Raw genomic sequence first — 21,082 nt, 5'->3', positions numbered from 1 at the left:
AGCCCCTATTTGTGGCTTCGGTTTTTTCTATAGTTTTAAATCACGCAAGTAGTTCGTAAGATCTTCTCGATAATCTTCTCGCTCTAAAGCAAAATCAATAGTCGCTTGTAAAAACCCTAATTTGTCACCAACATCATAACGTTTGCCATCGAATTGGTAAGCAAGAACTTCTTGAACTTTGACGAGTTCTCGAATTGCATCCGTTAATTGAATTTCATTTCCTGCACCTGGGGGGATCGTATCGAGAATCGGCATAATCTCCGGTGTTAACACGTAACGTCCCATAATTGCCATATTTGATGGTGCTTCTTCTACTTTTGGCTTTTCCACGAGATCTGTCACATTCACAACTTCTCCTGATTCTTGTGACGAAACAATTCCGTAACTAGAAACCTTATGGTCAGGTACTTGTTGAACCCCTAAGACCGAGCGCTCTTGTTCTTCATAGATCTCCATCAATTGCTGTAAACAGGGCGTGTTGGAACGGACAATATCGTCTCCGAGCATGACAGCAAATGGCTCATCACCAATAAATGTTCGAGCGCAAGCGATGGCATGTCCAAGCCCTCTAGGTTCCTTTTGTCTGACGTAGTGAATTGAAGCCATGTTTGAGATCTTCTTCACTTCTTCAAGTCGATCGTACTTCCCCGTACGCTCTAACGTTTGTTCCAATTCATAAGAAACATCAAAGTGATCTTCGATTGCACGTTTTCCACGTCCACTAATGATTAAGATATCCTCTATACCAGATTCAATCGCCTCTTCTACTATGTACTGAATCGTTGGTTTGTCAACAACAGGGAGCATTTCTTTCGGTAAAGCTTTCGTAGCTGGCAAAAATCGAGTACCGAGTCCAGCTGCAGGGATAACTGCCTTTTTAACTTTCATTGATCTTCTCCTTCCACACATGAAGCATGTATGAACAGTATAGCACAGCGAACTTACTAGAAAAATTAAGGAGTGTAAAAATCATTTTGTCGAAATATTTTTTGAATAATGCAAATAATAGGGATGGTATAACTAAAGGTCTTATGCTACATTTAGAATACAGCAGAAAGGAGGCTCTAGAACCATTACTAGAAATGAATTGGAGGTATGCCGTATTGAATCAAGTATCACTCATTGGCAGGATGACAAAGGATCCTAATTTACAAGTAACACATGCAGGCGTGCCCTATGTAAAACTCTCTCTAGCGATTCAAAGACGCTACCGAAATGCAAAAGGAGAGTTTGATGTTGATTTTGTTCCTTGTACAGTTTGGCGTAAGCAAGCAGAATCAACCGCCCATTATTGCCACAAAGGAGCGCTCATAGCAGTCATCGGTAGAATACAGACTCGCAATTACGTCAATGAAGACGGTGAACGAGTGTTTATAACAGAGATCATCGGTGATGACGTAAGATTCCTCAAGTTAAAGTATGATGATTCTACTGAACACACAAAGCCCGTCAACCCTTCAGAAACAATCACCTCATCGTAACTTTTCTTACCTTTTATAGCGTACACCACTACTACCAATTCTAAAGCAACCTATTTTTCCTAAGTCGACTCTCTCAGTCGTTGTATTTCCCTCTAACTATACACCCAAATGAACAATCCCCGTTCCATTCAAATTCAGGAGCGGGGCTCTTTATGTTCATCTCGGTATGCTCGCGGAGATAAACCTGTCTTGTCTTTAAATTGTCGACTAAAGTAATTCGGATCACGATATCCTACATCATAGGCAAGTTGTTTTACAGATTGCCTGGTCATCGTTAACTTCTTCTTAGCAGCATCTAATCGAAAATCTCTCAGCACTTGACGGAACGTTCCTTGTTCATGTTGAACAAATAATTGTCCTAAATAGGATGGATTTCGATCAACATAGTCCGCAACATCCTTTAAGGTGAGCAACGGATTGTTATATTGAGACTTCATATAATGAAGCGCAGATTTGACAATTTCAACACTAATGGTCGTCTTTTCATTTGCTTGTAACTGTACGATCATTTGAAATGATTCTGTGAGTATTGATAGGATTTGCTCTGCATGATCGACGTGACCAATTTCTTGTACTTTTGTAGCTAATTGAACGCCAGTTTCCCCGTCCTTTGTAATCGATGAATCTAATTCATAGTATAAAAATTCAATACAGACCGCTGTCCGCTTTTTCGTAAATAATAAACTGCGACCTTCTTCTTCATACGTATAAAGCCATGCTTTACACCACTCGATAAAACTAAATTCATCTCGATGTTGAATGAATGAAAGTAGAAGACGATGATCTTCAATCGTAAGAAAAGGGAAATCAAAGCGTTGATCGCTTTTTAATTGGTTTGCAAATAACACTTTTCCTTCACCGCTAAAGTATGTTTGCAAGTTCACATGTTGGCATGACAAGTATCCTTGATGATAGGTGTTTTTGCCCGTTGAAACGAAATAGCTGACAACGAGTGGGTTGTGATCATAATACGGCCATGCGTTCAGACATTCATTCGGTAGATTGTACGTTTTCGTTGATTGTTGATCAATAATTACGAATACGCTATCTTCCGTACATGTAATCGTGTGAGTGAACGGCTGTAAAGCACTCAACTGCAATACATATTCAATGAGTGACACAGTCTCTCGATTACGCGTTCGAAACATCAGCATACTAAATTCGAGTTCGCTTTGTATCTCTTTGCCATAAATTTGTTGCAATACTCGCTCTCGTTTTGAAAGTGATGGCAGTTGAGAGCTCGTTTGTATCCTATGCGAGTTCCGCTTCGTTACTGTGGAAACGGCACGCTTTAAATCATCTGCTTGAACAGGTTTACGAAGTAGTGCCTTTGCTCCAATTTCAACCGCACACTTTCCTGCCTCGAAATTGGCCATTGAAGCTACTGCGATGATTGTACCTTGAAAACGAGCGATCGCACTTGCGAGGCCTTCATGATCTTCGGTTGCAATCATATCTAACTCTATAATCACAATATCCGCTTCATTTTGGGCTAACATCACAACGGTCTCATCATAAGTCGTCGTAAAATTGCGCACAAAATGTTGGTCATCCATGGTTTCAATGACCCATTTCATTCCAATTCGGTCATTTTGATCTCGATCCGCAACGACAAACTGGGTGCTCACAATTATCAATTCCTTTTCTACCATGTGTGTTTACTTATACTTTTATTGCTACTAATTTACCATTATTATCTAACTAGTTCAATAGATTTGATGCAGGTCATAGCTCTATATTATAGATTTTATCATTAAAACATCCTGAAAAATGACCGTTATTCAAATAATAGAGCTCATAACTAGATTAAAGACCTATTTCTAGGAATTCAAAATTATCTTTCACTATGTATGAATATTCCTTACACTATGTATAGACATCTAATCCATCAATTTCGACCACTTATGTCCTCTAGATGATCTTTCAGTCATGTACATAACGTTCGACATAAGATAGATGCGAAAATACTAAGAGGTGATCGACCATATGCGCATCGAGCTAGACTTAGATTCAAAGCACAATGATACGAGTGTGACGATTCATGCGAAAGAATGGTCCAATCAAGTCGAATCATTTATAAAGCATGTGCATGACTATCAAGAACCAACGACACAACGAAGAATTATTGCTGAAACCGATGATTCCTCAATTGTTCTTGAACCAAAAACAATTGACTATATTGTTGCTGAAGAACGGAAAGTGTTTGCAGTATTTGCAGGGGAACGTGCGGAAATTAAACAGAAGCTTTATGAACTTGAAGAGCAGCTCGCCTCGCACCAGTTCATACGATTTTCAAAGTCCGTTCTTGGAAACTTAAATCAAATTGAACGCTTCGAAGTCTCTTTTAACGGAAATCTCTGTGTGTTTTTTAAGTCTGGTGAAAAAGAGTATGTATCACGCAAATATGTAAAGCCACTACGTCAGAAATTGTTGGAAGGATGACGCTATGATTCGTGAATTATTCTTTCGAATACTAGCTGGGATTGCAGCTGGTGGATTCATTATGTTTATTGCTTTAACGATTCTCATGATAAATGATATTAATCCAAGTTCTCATTACCTTTGGACGCAAATGCTTGGCAGCATATTAATGGGCATTTACTTCGCAATCTCTGCACTTATTTTTGAAAATGAATCGATGAGCTTATTATCGGCTACGGCAATTCACTATGCTCTGTCTATTGTCGTTTGGTTTACGATTGCTTATGCTGTAGGTTGGTTCCCAATTAGCACGACAGCCGTCGCGATTGCAATTAGTACATTTACAATCCTCTATTGTATTCATTGGTTTTGTTTCTACCTATACTACAAACGAATGGAAAACAAACTCAATCAATCATTAAAGAAGCAAGGGTAAGTTGATCACGCCTACCCTTGCTTCTCTCTTTTATTTTCCTGCTTTCACTTCATTAAAACGAGCTTGAAGAGCTCGTCCTACTTCTGTTAATGCCTCTGCACCTTGTGGAACAAGATTTGCCATGCTGATAAATCCATGGACCATCCCTTTATAATCAATGTACGTAACCTCATTGCCAGCTTCTTTCAATCGCGTAGCATACGCCTCACCTTGATCTCGAAGCGGGTCATACTCTGCTGTGATAATATGCGCTGGCGGTAACCCCGTCACGTCATCACGTACCATTGGAGAAGCAAGTGGATTAAACTTATCCTCTTTCTGACTCAAATAGTGCTTACGAAAATAACTCATTGCCTCTCCCGTTAAGAACAAGCCTTCCTTGTTCTTCTCATCAGATGGATACTTTTTTGTAAAATCAACCGATGGATAGATTAGCAATTGATACACCGGTAACGTTTCGTTTCTTTCTTTTAACAAATGTGTGACTACCGCTGCTAGATTGCCACCAGCACTGTCTCCACCAACGGCAACTCTCTCTTTATCGATGCCAAGGATCTCTGCTTGCTCTCTTACCCAATAGACGGCATTGTAACAATCATAAACTGCAGCAGGAAACGGATATTCTGGAGCAAGCCGGTACTCCACTGAAATAACGGTCGACTGACTTGCATTTGCAATCCGACGACATACTGGGTCATGGGAATCTAAATCACCAAGCACCCAGCCCCCACCATGAAAGTAAAGGAGTACAGGTTGAGGGGTTGTACCTTCTGGTTGATAAACTCGCACTGGAATCGTGTACCCTTCACTTTCGAAAGACAAGTTCTCTACTCGATTCACTTCTTCAACGACTTGACCATCATCAGTACCAATTCTACGGTTCACTCTAGCCTCTTCAGGACTTAACATTTCTAGCCCTGGTAAACCTTGTTTCTCCATCTCCTCTAAAATAGCTTTTACCGTAGGATCTAATGTCATCACAAACACTCCTCACTTATTTTATACTTAATATTCTAAATTTTCTTTGCTAAAAAATCTATCATTATTTGTGGCTCCATCAAAAAAAAAGAATGCTGTGACTATGACCACAGCACTCCTTTTACCTTACTCTATTGAAAAGACTTGTTTTATCGTGGTAGAAATAAACGTTACATCTTCATCTGTAATGGAAAGTGGTGGTGAAAGCGCAATAACATTTTGATAGCCACTCACCGTGTCAGAGTTCTTCCCGACAATTAATCCTTTTTGTTTGCATCGCTTCATCAAATCTGCGATCACTTCAGGGGCCGCTGGCACTTTCGTTTTCTTATCTTCGACAAGCTCAATACCGAGCAACAAGCCTTTTTGTCTAATGTCACCAACGAGTGGGTGACGCAAAAGAGGCTCTAATTGAGTTCGCAACTTCGTTCCTTGTACGTTTGATTGTTCAACGAGTGACTCTTTTTCCATAATTTCAAGGTTCTTAATCGCAACCTCACAAGCAGCTGGATGCCCACCAAACGTATTCACATGTCTAAAATGATCGTTTTCTCCAGTTTCTTTAAATACTTCAAATAAATAAGGCTTCATTGCGGTTGCCGATAACGGTAAATACGCACTCGTAATTCCTTTAGCCATCGTCACGATGTCTGGAGAAATGTCGTAATGTTGAAAAGTGAATGGCTTACCCGTACGTCCAAAGCCACAAATCACTTCATCAATAATGAGTAGTACGCCATACTTCTTACAAATGACTTCAACTTCCTTTAAATAAGACGGATGTGGCATAAGTACGCCACCGCCTGTAATAATCGGCTCCATAATAACTGCTGCAACCGTTTCTGGTCTTTCCCAACGAATGGTTTGTTCAATTTCATTGGCGCAATGCTTGCTCCAACTTTCTTCAGTATGCTCCGCAGGCACACGGTAGGAATCAGGTGCCGTTACATGAGTAAATCCAGGAACGAGGGCTCATACCGATACTTGCGTTGCGGTTGGCCCGTAGCTGACAATGCTCCAAGTGTTGTTCCGTGATAAGCACGGTATCTTGAGATGACTTTATAACGTCCTTGATCACCATTTTGGTAATGATATTGACGAGCGATCTTAAACGCGGTTTCATTTGCTTCTGATCCACTATTCGAGAATGAAAAGCGGTACTCTTCTCCAAGCCATTTATTTAATTGATCTGCAAGACGAATTGCCGGCAGATGACTTTGTGTCAGTGGATAAAAAGGCATTTTCTTTAATTGCTCATAAGCCGCCTCAGCGAGTTCCGTTCTTCCATAGCCCGCATTTACACACCACAATCCAGCCATCGCATCTAAAAAGCGATTGCCATCAAGGTCTTCAATCCAAGCTCCCTTTGCTTTATCAACAATCATCGCTCCGCTATTCTCTTGATAAGGGGTCATATGATGCCAAAGCAAACGACGATCTTTCTCGACCATTTCCTCATTTGACACAATTGTTTTGTCACTCATGCTCAAGCCTCCATCCGTTATTTTACACAAACTATACCAAATATTCTGATTGATTTCCTTTTACAAGTTGTCTAATCTTATAGATAAAGACTTGACACTTTAGGAGGCTACTTATGATCTCTGTGCAAGAGATTCTTACTCGACCCCTTTTCAACACAGCACGAGTCGTTTGTGGTGAAAAGGGGCTCAACCGCTCGATTCGTTGGGTCCATATACTTGATGTACCAAACTTTGAATCACTAATTCACGGTAACGAATTAATCTTAAGCACGGGTGCGGGTATTCAAAATGACAATGCTCTCCATTATGTCAAAGGACTCATCGATCAAGGCGCAACCGCGCTTTGTTTTGAATTAGGTACACATATTCACTCTGTACCGACATCTGTCGTTCGTTATGCAGATGAACATCAATTTCCAATTATCGTTTTCGATAAGGTTGTTCGATTTGTTGATCTTACTCAAGATATTCATGCTTTTCTCATCGATCGCCATCACCACCAATTGCTCGAACTCGATGAACTGTCAAAATCATTCCAAAAACTTACATTGCACAAACAAGGAACGCTCAAGCTTATAAAGAAAATTAAAGAAGCCATACCGTATCCACTCGTCTATCTACCCTTACAAAACGAAATGCCTTATTGTGTACCTGTAAAACCTAAAGAAGACATTCAATTTCTTCAACAACATGTAGAACGGGACCGTGATGATGAATTCGAATCAACGTATTGGACATTTAATCGTGAGACGTATTATGTACAAAAAATTGAAGCGATGGGTCAAACCTGGGGGTATTTGCTAATTGAGCACTCCGATGTAACGTCTTTTGAAAAACTCGTTCTCGACCGTGCCTCGATTGCTCTTGCACAAATGATTTTACGCCGTACTTACAATGAAGAGAAATCCCTCCTCCAAAGTAATCGGTGGATTTTGGATTTAATGAACGATCGATCGTGTAATGAACGAGAAATACTCACGACAATTGAACGTCGTTTCCCGTCTGTTCAAACACCTTTTTATTACCGGATCTGCAAAGTACAACACCGTCATTCAGTTGTTGAAAACAGCGATCAGTATTACATGATCCAACGCATCCGTTCTCTGTTTGAACAAAAGGCAATACCTATCTTTATTACAATCCTTCATGATACCATCATTCTTTTTATCATTGAATCAAAGGCATGCAACAGAGACTTTTATGATTTTTTTCTGAGCAAAATGTCTTCTACGGAAGCGCTGGACACGTTACATTTTTCATTTAGTAGCCGAAAGACGAAATTACATCACGTCAAAGAAGCATCTAGAGAATCGGAACTTGTAATTCAACTTCATCATACGTCGTTTCATACGCCTTGCTTTTATGATGAGCTCGGAATTTATCAACTCTTACTAACGATTAGCAACGACGAATTGGATCGCTTCATCCAGCAACAACTTAAGGGACTTTATGTTGATCACGTACGAAACCGAGAAGAACTGTTGGCTACATTAAACGTATATTTGCAAAACAATTGCTCAAAACAAAAGACAGCAGAACGATTAAATATTGCACGCCAGACGCTTTACCATAGGCTATCCAAAATTGAGCACCTACTCGGATGTAAGCTGAACGAAGACTGCTTTCAACGATTATCCATTGAAGTAGCACTATGTGCTTATGAATTGAGGTCTTAAAGAACACAAATGGTTAACCGATGAATAGAGTAGGGAGCTTGGCTTACTATGACTAATCTTGTGAAAGAAGCGCCACAATTAAAAGAAGAATTTGAAGATCTTATACAAAGTGACCACCGAGATATGATTGTTTTTACAGGGCTTACATGGGGAGACATCGAACACTTAACCCATGTTCGTTTAATCATTGAACCTCACATCACATCTCTCGTTGACACATTCTACGAACCTATTTTGGCACAAGAACAATTGCGCGACATTATAGATCAATATTCATCTACAGAACGATTAAAGCAAACGTTCTCGGAATACATTCTCGATATGTTTCAAGGTAAAGTTGGACAAGACTATGTAAACCGACGCATTCGAATCGGTCAAATTCACCATCAGATTGGTCTGAACGAACGGTGGTATTTAGCCGCCTACAACCACTTACAAACTGAAATGTTAACGATTCTTTTACGTGAGATGGAAACAGCTGAAGCCATTAAAACGTATCACGCATTTAAACGTCTCTGTTCAATTGACATGCAGCTTGCCATTACAACGTATATTGAATCGTATTCAACATCTTTACTACACTTTAATGAAGCACGAAAAGCTCAAAATCTAAAGCTTTCTGATACCGCTGAAAGTTTAAAAACTCAATCTGACTTGATGAAAGAAAAAGTATCAACACAAAAGCAAGAAACGGAACGTATGACAACCTCTCTTCAACAGCTACTTAAAGATTCTCTGGCGATGAGTTCAGAAATGAAGCTCACTCAAGACGAAACAACGACGTCTATAAAGCGATTGAATGAAATGGTTGCTGAAGTAGAGAAATCGAAAAATCAGTTAGGACACCTTCAAGAAAGCTCAATCAACGTCGGTAAAATCACACAAACAATCTGGGAAATCTCGAAAAAAACAAAAGTTTTATCGTTAAATGCATCCATTGAATCATCACGCGCTGGGGAATACGGAAGAGGATTTGCAGTAGTGGCTAGAGAAGTTGGGAATCTAGCAGCTGATACGCAATCAGCACTAGAGAGCATTCGTGCTCAAATTGCAGATACACAGACGCACGTGTCAAATGTAAATGAAGATATTACAGCATTAAGTGAGCGAGCCCTTGCGATGAATACGTTAACCGCTGCAATGAATGAACGGTTAAATGAAACATCGAAACGTGTAGCATTAAACTATGAAGCCATTGAGCAATTCTCTATGTTCGTTTCAGATTATCAACACCACTTTGAAGAGTTGTTGCAAGAATTTAATTCCTTAACAACATTATCGAATGAATTAACAGACTTACAACTCACCGAACAACTTTAACAAAAAAGAACAGAGCAATCGATTGCTAGATCGATTGCTCTGTTAATTAGATTAAAAACCCGAGGAACGCGACACCAAAAATGATGAGTAAGATATTTAAGAACAAAGAAAGTCCACTAATTATAATTCCTGTAATCGCTAATCCACCACCGTTTGGTTCTCGCAAGGCCATAATTCCTAATACGAGTCCAACAACACCGGTTAAAAATCCAATCCATGAAACAAAAAACGAAACGAGACCTAAGATCACTGAAGCAATTGCTTTCCCGTTCATGGTATTCCTCCTATCGAATGTACGTACTTCTGAATAGTAAAGCCTCTTCAAAGAGTGATTCCACATCCGTACTCCATTCAATAGACGTGCTCGTTTACGATCATCTAGACCGTGCTCTACGTAAAACATGGAATGGCGTTTCTTTAGATCATCAATTTGAAGGAATTTCGACTGGCTTTAGTCCTTCTTTTCCCTCTAAGCTCAAAATGAAACGTACGAGAAGCTCAATTTCTAGTTCAATATCCTCAAGAGAAACGACCTCTCTAGGTGCATGCATATATCGCAACGGTAGCGATACGACCGCTACCGGTACCCCGCGACCCGTAACACGAAGGCGGTCCGCATCCGTACCTGTCGTTCGTGGTGTTAATTCATATTGTAACTCAATGCCATTTTCACTTGCTACACGTTCAAATAGTCCATTAATCTTGCGATTAATAGGTGCACCAATTGCAAGGACCGGTCCCTTTCCTAGTTGTACATCACCGTTTTTCTTAGGATCTGCACTCGGGTAATCGGTCGCAAATGTAACGTCAAGAGCAATCGCCATCGTCGGCTCCACTTGTGCACCTGCAAAATAAGCGCCACCCATATTCGTCTCTTCATTGACGGTACTCACACCATATACACCAACTTGAACTTTCTCACCTTGCAAACGACGAATGACTTCCGCTACGATGTAAGCGCCACTACGATTATCAAGCCACGCGCACTAATTCTTTGGTTAAGTAAAGTCTTTGGTGTTACATCGTATGTTGCCGGATCTCCTACACGAATATATTGCATCACCTCATCTTTTGACGTTGCCCCAATATCAATGTAAAGATCATCAATTGTAATCTTCTCTTTTGCTCCTCCATGGTGCTCTGCATTCGTCCCAAACGTTCCAGATACTTCTCCATGCTCACCATGAAGAGTAACTTCCATCCCTAAGGCATTTGCAGGAGAGATCCCTCCAAGTTTCTCTACATAAATAAATCCTCGTTCATCAATTGATTTCACTAAAAACCCAATCTCATCTGCATGTCCTGCGATTAGAACTTTAAATGGCGCATTCGGATTTAAGATCGCATAAGCGTTTCCCGCATGATCCGTTCTTAATTCATCTGCAAACGGCTGAACATAGTTTAACCATTTTGATTGCACTTGCTCTTCATAACCCGATGGTGACGGTGTATTGACTAACTCATATAAAAACTGATGACTCTTACTCATATTAAACATCCTTTCTAACCTCAACAATTGCCTTTATTGTAACCGAATTCACTAATTTTTCCTAAACGATGCACAACTAAACAACGCCAATCACATGATTGACGTTGAAACGAACATTTTATCAAGTTAGGCTACAACTTTCTTGCTCGAATTAAAACAGACTCCCCTGAGAAAGACTTCACAGCTCCGCTTTCGTCAATGTCAATGTTGAATTTCTTCTTCTGTTCAACAGTTGTATCTTTCAATCGTTCAGTAAGTTCTTGACGGAGTTCCTTTGAAAGGTTCAAACGCCCACACCAATCGCCAAATTGAAAAACTTTTGGGTAACGTTCTAAATGCTCAACGACAAGTCCAGACTGTTCAATCATAGCGATCCATTCACTTTTCTTCCAAGCTCGATAATGACTCGGATCACGCATTTTTTCTATTTCGTTGTAAAATTGATCATACTCTTCAATCTCCGGTGCCGTATTGTCTAATAAATAGAAACGTCCCCCTGACTTCGTCACTCGCTGTACGCTGTCCAAAAACTGAATCGGGTGTTCAAAGTGATGCGCAGCAATTCTACATACCGACACGTCAAACCAATCACTCTCATAGGACAACGACTCCGCATCCCCCCGCTCAAACTGAACGTTTTGATGCCCGTTCCCTGTAATAAAAGCTTCTGCAGTCGTAAGCATTTCATCGGTTAAATCCATTGCAGTCACTTCTTCTACGTAAGGCGCGACCGCATTGCTAACATGACCAGCACCTACAGCAATATCTAGTAATGACTTTGGTTTAAGCGTTGAAATTTCCGTAACGAGTGCTCCTAAATCTTCTCCTTTCGCATGAAGTTCACTTTTCACATAGTTCTGAGAAGAGGATGAGAACGTTTGTTGTACCGCATTTTTTTGGTTGTTCAAGATAACCACCTCTTTACCTTTATACACTCAGTTTATGGTACTAGAACGAGAAGGACTACTACGAATACCGAATGGCTACCTATAAGAAAAATGAATCATCATCAGAAAAAAGACTTAAGACTTATGCCATTCTTCTTTCAACCGAACTATTATCGTTAAAATTATGAAAAACTATGATAAAAGTATTGCAATTTATCTGAATAATGTTAGCATTAAGTGAAAGAAGGGTGCCTTCTACTTCCCCCGTAACGACTTCACCGTATGCAAGCACTTCGCAAAGAACGCTTCTAGAACATATAAGTAGCCATCCATCAGTATGACATCCATGCTAACTACGAAACCAGTGACTCCAAATACTCTACTTTTTTGATGAATGGTCGAGACAACACTGCTCAACTCTTTTCATTGCGCACCCTTCTTTTTTCAACCACAAAAAAAAAACAGTTGCCTTAAGATTAGTACCTTAGACAACCGTTTCCATTTACTTAATGATCTGTATTCCACCAATGACTGGAAGAGGCTTTCTTTTCTTCTGCACTGCGTTCACGATTCCTAAAATGAACAATGCGAGGACAAATAGTGAACCAATTGGGCCAATAATAAATGTCCCTATAATCGGAATCGATCCGAAAATCGCCACAATAATCCCTAAGATTAACAGCAACAATCCTTGATTTGCATGATACCTCGCAAATGGAGAATCTTTACCAGCAAGTAACGGAATAAAGAACAAAATGTATGCAACAATTCCTAAACCCATATTTTCTTCCGCATCTCGGTCCGGCGTTCGTTGTATTTCTGACATACCAACATCTCCTTTCCTTTATTAATCTTAAATACGTTTGAAAATGAACCATAGTTTCATTTTTTTATGTTTTAAACATACAACATTGCTGACGGAAAGGAAAGAAGATGCTCTCGTTCGCTAATTAAACGTTTGATTAACAACAAGTATGCGCTATTCCACCTTCTCAGAACTACATTTGTACGCCGTTATCATGAATGGATGTTTTTGTATGAATATGCTTTTTGTAATCCTCGGATACTGGCATCATTAGTGAACCACTGACACAGACGACAAAGTTAGCAATCAAGCCAATGATCCCGCCGTGAATTCCGTAGAGTGTATTGTTTCCTGTAAGTGTCATGACCCCTGCAATTGTGGCTCCAATGACCATACCCCAGAACACTGGCGTTGCGCGTAAACGCTTCCAATACAAGCCTAACAAAAAGCAAGGTGCAACTTGAATTAACAATTCGAATTTCAAAACAAAAATTTGATAAAGTGTTCCTGGTGGGTTCCATGCAATCCACAACAACAAGAAGACGACGACAATACCGACGAACTTTCCTACTTTTACTTTACGCTCATCTGTTGCATTAGGGTTGATGTACTTCCCATAAATATCATGAGACACCATAGATGAGAAACTAAGTAATACTGAATCCGCAGTAGAAATAATCGCACCAACGATTCCACCGAAGAAGATAATCATCATCCAATAATAGAATGGGTGCATGGCAGCAATATCATTTGCAAGTATACCTATGACTTGCTCTGATTGCCCTGTATCCATTCCAGGGTATAAAACGATACAAATAATACCAACAACTAGTACTAACCCCGTCGTAATTGGAGCATCCAAGCCATACGAGCAAATGAACGTTTCAATGTACGCTCACTCTTTGCTGAATAAATCCGTTGCACAGCATGCGGATATACGGCAGCACCAATACCTGCTAGAAGAATCATACTAATCCAGTTTATATTCGTCTGTAAATCAGGTACTCCAATTTTCTGTGGTTCGGTTGTAGCAATCGTTTCTGAAACTCCGCTAAGACTGCCCCCCGCTAACGCTAAAGCACCGATTAGTACAACAAAAATACCTACAAGCAAGATAATTCCTTGAAGTACATCAGTGACTGCAACCGCTCTCATTCCACCGAGCCACTCATAGATAAGCATAACGACGATAAATCCTATAACTGCATACCCATATGGGATTGCTCCAGCCGTTAACCCAGAAACAGCATGACCAATGGCTACAAGTTGTTCCAATAAGTAATTCCCTAATCCCCAAAGCATGAGCAAGATTGCAACGATCGTTACCCGCTTCGACTCAAAACGGTAACTAATCCAATCCGTTGGTGTTACGAACTTCGCACGCTTCGCAATGACGTACAACCTCGGTGCAAAGATGAGGTATACACCAATAATCGCTGTCATAAACGGTATTGACTGTAACCATGAGAAGCCTTCCCTGTAGGCTGTTGGGGCGTAACCGACAATCGTATTTCCGCTATACTGTGTCGCATAAAGTGTGAAAAACAACGTAATAAACCCTAAGTTTCGTCCTGCAAGATAATACTCTCCAACGCTTTTCCCTAACTTCTTTCCTCTTCCCGCAATCCAGCCGATGACAATCATGAGTACGGCATATGCACCTAGTATGATCAGGCATCAGTACCGCCAAATTGCAACTCCATTATGATTGTCTCCTCTCTTTTTCAAACTCTTCTTCCTCTTCATCTTCTATTAAGTTCCACTGCGTCATACAGAGCCAACTCAAATACGCACAAAGAATTAGTGACAATCCAACACTAATGAGCGCCCAAAACGGAATACCTAGAATATACGGTTCGATCATCCCTTCAGGTAAATACCACGGAGCATTAAACAGAATCAATAACACAAAGCCTACCCAAATCCACTTCTTCTGAATGGGTTCTTTCATCCAAATCCCTCCTTTTCGACTGATTTGTTTAAATGACACCACGCGCTTGCAGTTGCTCTATTTTCTCACTCGTCATCCCTAGCATCGACTGATAGATCGCTTCATTTGCTTCGCCTGGCTTTACACTTCCCGCATGATCGATTTGCCCTGGTGTACGACTTAACTTCGGTACAACTCCAGGCATCGGAAACTCCCCAAGCTGTGGATGTTCTGTTTTCACGATCATGTCTCGAGCTGCATAATGCGGGTCTTTAACAATATCTGCTGCACTATAGATTAGCCCCGAAGGAACGCCTTGCTCCTCTAACGCTTCAAGCACATGCTTTGCATCGAGAGTTTTTGTCCAGCGCTCAATAAGAGCATCTAACTCTTTTTGATTCTTTCCACGAGCAAGATGTGTTTTATAATCATCATGCTCAGCAAGTTCTGGTTGTCCCATCGCTCTCGTAAGCCTTGAAAACACTGCATCTGCATTTGCGCCAATTACAACGTACGTATCGTCTTTTGTACGATAAATGCTTGAAGGTGCAACACCTGGAAGAATATTGCCCGTTCGCTCTCGTACATAATCGGCTAGTAAGTAATCTGGAATCATACTTTCCATTACAGAGAATACCGACTCATAAATGGCCGTATCGATCATCTGCCTTCCCCTGACTTGTGTCGTTCTTCAATCGCTGTTAAACAACCAATTGTCGAGTACAATGCCGCTAATGTGTCTCCGATTGATATACCTACTCGAGCTGGCGGACGATCCTGGAATCCAGTTACGTAACGAATACCACCCATCGCCTCACCAATACTTCCAAACCCTGCACGATCTTTGTAAGGACCTGTCTGACCGTAACCCGTTGTTCTCATCATAATGAGACGAGGATTAATTTCCCTAAGATCTTCGTAACCGAGCCCCCACTTTTCCATCGTGCCTGTTCGGAAATTTTCAATGACAACATCTGAATTCTCTGCCAATTCTTTGAACACAGTTTGACCTTCTTCTGTCCGTAAGTTCAACGTAATCGATTTCTTATTACGTGATTGCACCGGCCACCACAATCCAACTCCTTCTTTTTCTTTTCCCCACTGCCTCATCGGATCGGGCTTATCTGGTGGTTCAATCTTAATTACTTCTGCACCAAAATCCGCAAGCAAACGTCCAGCAAATGGGCCGGCTAACAACGTCCCAAGCTCTAGTACACGAATGCCTTTAAGGGGCATAGACGTCTCATTCATTCCCATCACTCCTGATTGAATATTAAGAAAACAATAGCACCATTGTATACAAAAGGTCAATAATAATTTAAAATAACATTGTGTAAACGCTTTATTGTATACAAAATAAGATTTATATTTTGTTGTTTTCTCAACATTCAGCTACAATAAACGAAGAGGTGTTGGCTTTGAATGTTTATGAACGTATGAAACAAGCGTTAATTACGGGAAAGTACAAACCAGGAGATCGCTTAACCGAAGAAGCGTTAACCGAAGAATGGAAAGTGAGTCGTACACCAATTCGTAGCGCATTAAAGCAATTGGAGTTTGACGGGCTCATCACCCGCTAAAGCGAGTACATCGTGCGTTCCTTTTCACAAAATGATATCCGTCAAATCTATGATGTGCGGTCTTTACTCGAAGGCTACGCTGCTAGTTTGAGTGCCATTCATCGAACAGAGCAAGACCTGTCCGACATGCACAAGGCAAACGAAGATTTTAAAACGATTATCATGAGTCGAGGGACAAATAAAACAGCACATATTCAAGATGTATTAAAGAAAAACCATAAGTTCCACGACACTGTGATTCGAGCTAGCAAAGACCCACATACTGAAGATCTCATCCGTAAGGTCGTTGTTTTACCTCTTGTGTTCCATTCATTTTATTGGTTTGAACAACGAGGTCTAGAACAGTCATTTGAACTACATGAAGTCATTATACGTGCGATCAAAGACCAAGATAGCGCTCGCGCAAGGAGTGCAATGCATGAACATATTTATCAAGGAAGAGATCGTGTCCTTGAACAACTAAAAAGGAGTGATTTGTGATGATTACACTTTGTGAGGTTGGACCAAGAGACGGATTACAGAATGAACCAAAGCATGTGCCCACAGAGGACAAGGTTCAATTTATTGAGCAAATCGTTGATGCCGGCGTTAAAAAAGTTGAGGCTGTATCGTTTGTGAACCCTAAAGTCGTTCCACAAATGGCTGATGCTGAAGATGTAATGAAAGCGATCAACAAGCGTGACGGTGTCACGTATGCCGGACTTGTGTTGAGCCGTTCAGGGCTTGAACGTGCAATTGAAACAGACGTCGATTTATTACACGTCGTCGTTGCGACGAGTGACACATTTAATCAGAAAAATGCGAGAAGGACAGTTGATAAGGGTGTAGATGAAAACAGCGCCGTCATCCAGGATGCGAAAAATGCCGGACGACCGTCTGCAGCTGTGTTAGCTACAAGCTTTGGATGTCCTTATGAAGGTCATGTTGATGAAACAAAAGTATTACACGTCGTAGAGCGTTTCTTAAACGCTGGCGCAACTGAAATTGTTCTTGCCGATACGACCGGAATGGCGAACCCAACTAAAGTAAAGCAGATGGTGCGATTATTTAAAGAGAACTTTGGCACCGACACACCCCTTGGATTGCATTTCCATAATACGCGCGGACTTGGATTAGCCAATGTCGTTGCTGGTTACGAAGAAGGTGTTACGAAATTCGATGCTGCTTTAGGGGGGCTCGGTGGCTGTCCATTTGCACCAAATGCCGTTGGCAATGTCGCGAGTGAAGATCTCATCCATATGTTGCATGAAATGGGCATTGCAACAGACGTTGATTTAGAGAAACTACTCAAAACCGCGAACTGGCTAGAACGTGTGATGGGCAAAACACTTCCTGCATGGTCATGAAAGCAGGCCCTGCATATGAAACGACCAAAGCCTAAACTAAAAAACGAGCGCCCATAAGAGGACGCTCGTTTTAGTTATCAATTTTCTTAAATTGTTCCACAATTAAAATTGTATCCTCTTTCAAAGGCACACCTAAATCTCCCCATGCTAACCGGTGTGCTTCTTGAAATCCGTGAATGTCCCTCCCATAGCCTTCCCCTTCAACGAGCCTGGAATCTGGTTGACCAAACGTTGTCTCATAAACATCTACAACGACGACATTCACTTTTGGAACCCCATGTTTATTCAAAATAGTTACTCGCTCATGAACTTGACGGTACACTTCTTGCATTTGATCTACCGTATATTCTGCTTTTAAAGCACACGTAGTTGTTTTTGTACCATCAATAATCTCTTGAATTAATTTCTCTCCAATGCCTCCATCATTCTCCCAACCAAAGACCATTGTTCGTTCATGAATAGTCATATAGTTCACTCCTCTAGACTTATTATAACCTGAACTTATTTTTGATTTAGTGCTTGACAAACGAGGATACTCGGGTAGAATAAATCTCACTATACAATCGACGATGAAGAGAGTAGCGATGATGTTCACTCACAGCGAGCCGGGTTTGGTGCAAGCCGGCAGGAACAGAATCGTGAAGCGGACTTCTAAGATGCTGTTCTGAACATTTGAGTACGAACAGCCGGCAATCACACCGTTATGTGAAAGTGAACGTTTCATACGTTAACGAGAGTGGTACCGCGGGACCCCCGCCTCTTTTTTGAGGTGGGGGTCTTTTCGTCGTAAAAAGGGGCGTATTATGAATTTGCTAAAAGAAGAAATTGCGAACGTTTTATCGTTAGAACTGTCCGTTCCCATTACATCACACTTGTTTGAATACCCTAAACAACCGAATCATGCGACCTCTCTATTCCTTGCTTCACATTAGCTAAAGAACTAAAAATGTCGCCCCATGTTATTGCATTACGCGTTCAAACGATACTTTCTGCAGTTACAAGTATCGACGAAGTCGATGTCATTGGTGGTTATGCTAACGTCCATTTCAATCGTACAGCGTTTGCTGATTCGCTATTTGCTAAGAAAAAAGAAACGATCACAAATCAAGGAACCGTTTCGATTGATATGTCGTCACCAAACATTGCCAAACCTTTCTCAATGGGCCACCTACGATCAACGATCATCGGAGAATCGATCGCTCGCTTGTATGAACAGCAAGGGTACACGGTCATTCGCATTAATCATATTGGTGATTGGGGTACTCAATTTGGAAAGTTAATTGCCGCGTACAAACAGTGGGGTGTAAAGGAAGAGGTGGAAAAAGCGCCCATTCAAGAATTGTTAAAGCTGTATGTACGCTTCCATAAAGAAGGGGACGAAGCTGAAGGTAGACGATGGTTTTACGAGCTTGAACAAGGAAACGAAGAAGCGCTTAGCCTTTGGAAATGGTTTAAATCAGTATCTCTCTCGTCCTTTCAAGGCATCTATACAACACTCGGGGTCACCTTTGATTCATATGACGGTGAATCATTTTATAACGATAAAATGCAAGCGGTCATTGAAAAACTTGAACATCATCACTTACTCGAACAATCTGAAGGCGCTCAAGTCGTTTCACTTAATCAAGAGCATTTGCCGCCATGCCTGATCAAAAAATCAGACGGAGCAACGCTTTATGCTACACGTGACCTTGCTGCAGCATTGTATCGTAAACAAATGTATCAGTTTACACGTTCACTCTATGTCGTTGGTAATGAACAAACCCTTCATTTCAAACAACTCAAGGCTGTCATACGTAAACTTGGCTATGGTTGGTCTGAAAAAATGGAGCATATCAACTTTGGCATGATGCGCCTTGAGGGGAAAAAGATGAGCACTAGAAAAGGAAGTGTTGTCTATCTTGATGATGTGTTATCCGAAGCTACCGCGCTTGCTGAACAGTACATGCAAGAAAAGAACCCCAGCCTCCCAAATCGTAAAGAAGTCGCCAGTCAAGTCGGTGTAGGCGCAATTATTTTTAACGATTTGAAAAATGACCGTAGAAACGACATTGATTTTTCATTAGAAGATACGCTTCGTTTTGAAGGCGAGACAGGTCCATACGTACAATATACGCACGTTCGTACGTACTCGTTAGTTCATGGGCAAACGTTTATGTGGCAAAACGGTCAATCCGTTGAAGATGAAGCTTGGGAATGCTTTGTTACCCTCTCTAAATTAGAGGAAACAATCGTACGAGCACTTAATTCCCATGATCCTTCAATTGTTGCTAGATACGTCTTATCACTTTCGCAAGCCTTCAACCGTTACTACAGTCAAACACACATCCTAAAAGACGATGACCAGCTACAAAACCGCTTAAGCCTCGTTGACGCGATTAACGTAGCACTTAAACAATGCTTACACCTTCTCGTAATTGAAGCCCCAAAGAAGATGTAGTAAAACTACAAACGCCATTCTAACAACGAATGGCCGTTTCACATGATTATTTAAATGCTTGTACCGTAATTCCTGCTGCTTCAACTTGCTCTCGTACTTGCTTTGCAAAGGCTAAGGCATGTGCACCATCACCATGAATACAAACGGTGTCAGCTTGAATAGCAATGTCTTTTGATTCTACTGTTTTTACTGTATGCTCAGTAACCATACGTATGACTTGTTCACTCGCGACATTCACATCTTCAATTAGCGCATTCGTATCGCGACGTGACGTTAGCATACCGTTGTTCTGATACGTCCGGTCGGCAAATACTTCACTTGCAGTTTGAAGTCCTACAGCTTCTCCCGCTTCAATCAGCTTACTTCCAGCAAGTCCGAACAAGATGAGCTGGTCGTCGATATCATACACTGCTTTGGCAATTGCGTTCGCAATCTCTTCGTTTCCTGCTGCCATATTGTAAAGTGCACCATGAGCTTTTACGTGTTGAAGGTGACCACCTTCAGCTTTGGCAATGCCCATTAATGCACCGACTTGATATTGTACCAAGTCATACGCTTCATCAAACGAAAGATCCATTGAGCGACGTCCAAAGCCAATCAGGTCTTGCAAACCAGGATGTGCGCCTAAACGAACGTTGTGCTCTAAAGCGAGCTTTACCGTTTTTCGCATCGTACTTGCATCTCCTGCATGAAAACCACAAGCAATGTTTGCAGAGGTAACGTAAGGCAAGATTTCCTCATCAGTTCCTTTGACATACGTCCCAAAGCTTTCTCCCATATCACAGTTCAAATCAACTTTAACCATTGTT

Annotated in this window: 19 protein-coding genes, 4 pseudogenes and 1 other annotated feature; of the genes and pseudogenes, 9 read left to right on the top strand and 14 right to left on the bottom strand. The window is 41.0% G+C overall.

All coding sequences use genetic code 11. The annotated features are described in order from the left end of the window. Positions 1–27 precede the first annotated feature (27 nt). Positions 28–888 (bottom strand): UTP--glucose-1-phosphate uridylyltransferase GalU, encoded by an 861-nt coding sequence (galU, locus tag JCM19038_RS04270; protein ID WP_042414887.1) that lies wholly within the window; start codon positions 886–888, stop codon positions 28–30. A gap of 215 nt (positions 889–1,103) precedes the next feature. On the opposite strand from galU, the gene ssb reads away from it, so the two are divergent. Continuing rightward, complete coding sequence (ssb, locus tag JCM19038_RS04265) at positions 1,104–1,481, top strand: single-stranded DNA-binding protein (protein WP_307189950.1); 378 nt, start codon at positions 1,104–1,106, stop codon at positions 1,479–1,481. A 134-nt stretch (positions 1,482–1,615) separates the two neighbouring features. Here ssb and JCM19038_RS04260 read toward each other — a convergent pair whose 3' ends face one another. After that, positions 1,616–3,109, bottom strand: coding sequence for a helix-turn-helix domain-containing protein (locus JCM19038_RS04260; RefSeq protein WP_042414884.1), 1,494 nt, complete (start codon positions 3,107–3,109; stop codon positions 1,616–1,618). A 358-nt stretch (positions 3,110–3,467) separates the two neighbouring features. On the opposite strand from JCM19038_RS04260, the gene JCM19038_RS04255 reads away from it, so the two are divergent. Next, positions 3,468–3,923 carry a LytTR family DNA-binding domain-containing protein gene (locus JCM19038_RS04255; RefSeq protein ID WP_042414881.1) on the top strand — a complete coding sequence of 152 codons (456 nt, stop codon included), beginning with the start codon at positions 3,468–3,470 and terminating at the stop codon, positions 3,921–3,923. A gap of 4 nt (positions 3,924–3,927) precedes the next feature. After that, complete coding sequence (locus tag JCM19038_RS04250) at positions 3,928–4,338, top strand: DUF3021 domain-containing protein (RefSeq protein ID WP_042414878.1); 411 nt, start codon at positions 3,928–3,930, stop codon at positions 4,336–4,338. A 30-nt stretch (positions 4,339–4,368) separates the two neighbouring features. Here JCM19038_RS04250 and JCM19038_RS04245 read toward each other — a convergent pair whose 3' ends face one another. Both JCM19038_RS04245 and JCM19038_RS04240 read right to left on the bottom strand, forming a co-directional pair. Further along, positions 4,369–5,316, bottom strand: coding sequence for an alpha/beta hydrolase (locus tag JCM19038_RS04245; RefSeq protein WP_042414875.1), 948 nt, complete (start codon positions 5,314–5,316; stop codon positions 4,369–4,371). Between the two features lie 126 nt (positions 5,317–5,442). Continuing rightward, a pseudogene (locus tag JCM19038_RS04240) lies at positions 5,443–6,800 on the bottom strand (aspartate aminotransferase family protein). Positions 6,801–6,913: 113 nt separating this feature from the next. Here JCM19038_RS04240 and JCM19038_RS04235 point away from each other — a divergent pair. Together JCM19038_RS04235 and JCM19038_RS04230 are read left to right on the top strand one after the other, a co-directional pair. After that, entirely contained in the window at positions 6,914–8,476 is a 1,563-nt protein-coding gene (locus tag JCM19038_RS04235; protein WP_042414872.1) for a PucR family transcriptional regulator, read from the top strand. A 48-nt stretch (positions 8,477–8,524) separates the two neighbouring features. Then, positions 8,525–9,796 (top strand): globin-coupled sensor protein, encoded by a 1,272-nt coding sequence (locus tag JCM19038_RS04230; RefSeq protein WP_042414869.1) that lies wholly within the window; start codon positions 8,525–8,527, stop codon positions 9,794–9,796. Between the two features lie 46 nt (positions 9,797–9,842). On the opposite strand, the gene JCM19038_RS22605 is transcribed toward JCM19038_RS04230, so the two are convergent. The 8 genes and pseudogenes from JCM19038_RS22605 to JCM19038_RS04195 form a co-directional block, all read right to left on the bottom strand. Next, positions 9,843–10,070 (bottom strand): DUF4190 domain-containing protein, encoded by a 228-nt coding sequence (locus tag JCM19038_RS22605; protein WP_052361057.1) that lies wholly within the window; start codon positions 10,068–10,070, stop codon positions 9,843–9,845. A gap of 151 nt (positions 10,071–10,221) precedes the next feature. Beyond that, positions 10,222–11,285: pseudogene (locus tag JCM19038_RS04220) on the bottom strand (M42 family peptidase). Positions 11,286–11,416: 131 nt separating this feature from the next. After that, positions 11,417–12,202, bottom strand: a complete 786-nt coding sequence (locus JCM19038_RS04215) for a class I SAM-dependent methyltransferase (RefSeq protein WP_238554279.1) — start codon at positions 12,200–12,202, stop codon at positions 11,417–11,419. A gap of 472 nt (positions 12,203–12,674) precedes the next feature. Further along, positions 12,675–12,998, bottom strand: a complete 324-nt coding sequence (locus tag JCM19038_RS04210; RefSeq protein WP_042414862.1) for a membrane protein — start codon at positions 12,996–12,998, stop codon at positions 12,675–12,677. Positions 12,999–13,170: 172 nt separating this feature from the next. Next, positions 13,171–13,839 carry a hypothetical protein gene (locus JCM19038_RS24235; RefSeq protein WP_255343337.1) on the bottom strand — a complete coding sequence of 223 codons (669 nt, stop codon included), beginning with the start codon at positions 13,837–13,839 and terminating at the stop codon, positions 13,171–13,173. Beyond that, positions 13,812–14,621, bottom strand: a complete 810-nt coding sequence (locus JCM19038_RS24230) for a sodium:solute symporter (RefSeq protein WP_255343336.1) — start codon at positions 14,619–14,621, stop codon at positions 13,812–13,814. Before JCM19038_RS24230 ends, JCM19038_RS24235 begins: the two co-directional genes overlap by 28 nt. Before the next feature lie 58 nt (positions 14,622–14,679). Beyond that, the gene (locus tag JCM19038_RS04200) at positions 14,680–14,928 is read right to left on the bottom strand and encodes a hypothetical protein (RefSeq protein WP_042358212.1); all 249 of its coding nucleotides are present in this window, start codon (positions 14,926–14,928) and stop codon (positions 14,680–14,682) included. 28 nt (positions 14,929–14,956) lie between these two features. Further along, positions 14,957–16,158 (bottom strand): annotated as a pseudogene (locus JCM19038_RS04195) (CaiB/BaiF CoA transferase family protein). A 167-nt stretch (positions 16,159–16,325) separates the two neighbouring features. Here JCM19038_RS04195 and JCM19038_RS21620 point away from each other — a divergent pair. The 3 genes from JCM19038_RS21620 to JCM19038_RS04185 are packed head-to-tail and all read left to right on the top strand — an operon-like array spanning position 16,326 to position 17,833. Next, entirely contained in the window at positions 16,326–16,487 is a 162-nt protein-coding gene (locus JCM19038_RS21620) for a GntR family transcriptional regulator (protein WP_081831590.1), read from the top strand. A gap of 12 nt (positions 16,488–16,499) precedes the next feature. Continuing rightward, positions 16,500–16,967, top strand: a complete 468-nt coding sequence (locus JCM19038_RS04190) for a GntR family transcriptional regulator (RefSeq protein ID WP_193745032.1) — start codon at positions 16,500–16,502, stop codon at positions 16,965–16,967. After that, positions 16,967–17,833, top strand: a complete 867-nt coding sequence (locus JCM19038_RS04185; protein ID WP_042414859.1) for a hydroxymethylglutaryl-CoA lyase — start codon at positions 16,967–16,969, stop codon at positions 17,831–17,833. Before JCM19038_RS04190 ends, JCM19038_RS04185 begins: the two co-directional genes overlap by 1 nt. Before the next feature lie 70 nt (positions 17,834–17,903). Here the strand turns inward: JCM19038_RS04185 and JCM19038_RS04180 are convergent, their stop codons facing one another. Further along, the gene (locus tag JCM19038_RS04180; protein ID WP_042414856.1) at positions 17,904–18,299 is read right to left on the bottom strand and encodes an ASCH domain-containing protein; all 396 of its coding nucleotides are present in this window, start codon (positions 18,297–18,299) and stop codon (positions 17,904–17,906) included. A 91-nt stretch (positions 18,300–18,390) separates the two neighbouring features. Further along, positions 18,391–18,597, top strand: a binding site (T-box leader). A gap of 39 nt (positions 18,598–18,636) precedes the next feature. On the opposite strand from JCM19038_RS04180, the pseudogene argS reads away from it, so the two are divergent. Beyond that, positions 18,637–20,273: pseudogene (gene argS, locus JCM19038_RS04175) on the top strand (arginine--tRNA ligase). 46 nt (positions 20,274–20,319) lie between these two features. Here the strand turns inward: argS and JCM19038_RS04170 are convergent. Continuing rightward, positions 20,320–21,078: a LamB/YcsF family protein gene (locus JCM19038_RS04170; RefSeq protein ID WP_042414853.1), complete on the bottom strand. Its 759-nt coding sequence runs from the start codon at positions 21,076–21,078 to the stop codon at positions 20,320–20,322. Positions 21,079–21,082: the final 4 nt, after the last annotated feature.

It is taken from the genome of Geomicrobium sp. JCM 19038, from assembly GCF_000698125.1.
Lineage (GTDB): Bacteria > Bacillota > Bacilli > Bacillales > Marinococcaceae > Geomicrobium_A.
The sequence above is the reverse complement of the archived record's forward strand: the minus strand, read 5'-3'. Positions and strand labels throughout refer to the sequence as shown.

Bases quoted from the DNA above. Each gene is read 5' to 3' on its own strand.
- JCM19038_RS04235 (WP_042414872.1), top strand. From the start codon at position 6,914: ATGATCTCTGTGCAAGAGATTCTTACTCGACCCCTTTTCAACACAGCA.
- JCM19038_RS04230 (WP_042414869.1), top strand. From the start codon at position 8,525: ATGACTAATCTTGTGAAAGAAGCGCCACAATTAAAAGAAGAATTTGAA.
- galU (WP_042414887.1), bottom strand. From the start codon at position 888: ATGAAAGTTAAAAAGGCAGTTATCCCTGCAGCTGGACTCGGTACTCGA.
- JCM19038_RS04200 (WP_042358212.1), bottom strand. From the start codon at position 14,928: ATGAAAGAACCCATTCAGAAGAAGTGGATTTGGGTAGGCTTTGTGTTA.
- JCM19038_RS04255 (WP_042414881.1), top strand. From the start codon at position 3,468: ATGCGCATCGAGCTAGACTTAGATTCAAAGCACAATGATACGAGTGTG.
- JCM19038_RS04180 (WP_042414856.1), bottom strand. From the start codon at position 18,299: ATGACTATTCATGAACGAACAATGGTCTTTGGTTGGGAGAATGATGGA.
- JCM19038_RS04185 (WP_042414859.1), top strand. From the start codon at position 16,967: ATGATTACACTTTGTGAGGTTGGACCAAGAGACGGATTACAGAATGAA.
- JCM19038_RS24230 (WP_255343336.1), bottom strand. From the start codon at position 14,621: ATGATTGTCATCGGCTGGATTGCGGGAAGAGGAAAGAAGTTAGGGAAA.
- JCM19038_RS04170 (WP_042414853.1), bottom strand. From the start codon at position 21,078: ATGGTTAAAGTTGATTTGAACTGTGATATGGGAGAAAGCTTTGGGACG.
- JCM19038_RS22605 (WP_052361057.1), bottom strand. From the start codon at position 10,070: ATGAACGGGAAAGCAATTGCTTCAGTGATCTTAGGTCTCGTTTCGTTT.
- JCM19038_RS04210 (WP_042414862.1), bottom strand. From the start codon at position 12,998: ATGTCAGAAATACAACGAACGCCGGACCGAGATGCGGAAGAAAATATG.
- JCM19038_RS04250 (WP_042414878.1), top strand. From the start codon at position 3,928: ATGATTCGTGAATTATTCTTTCGAATACTAGCTGGGATTGCAGCTGGT.
- JCM19038_RS04245 (WP_042414875.1), bottom strand. From the start codon at position 5,316: ATGACATTAGATCCTACGGTAAAAGCTATTTTAGAGGAGATGGAGAAA.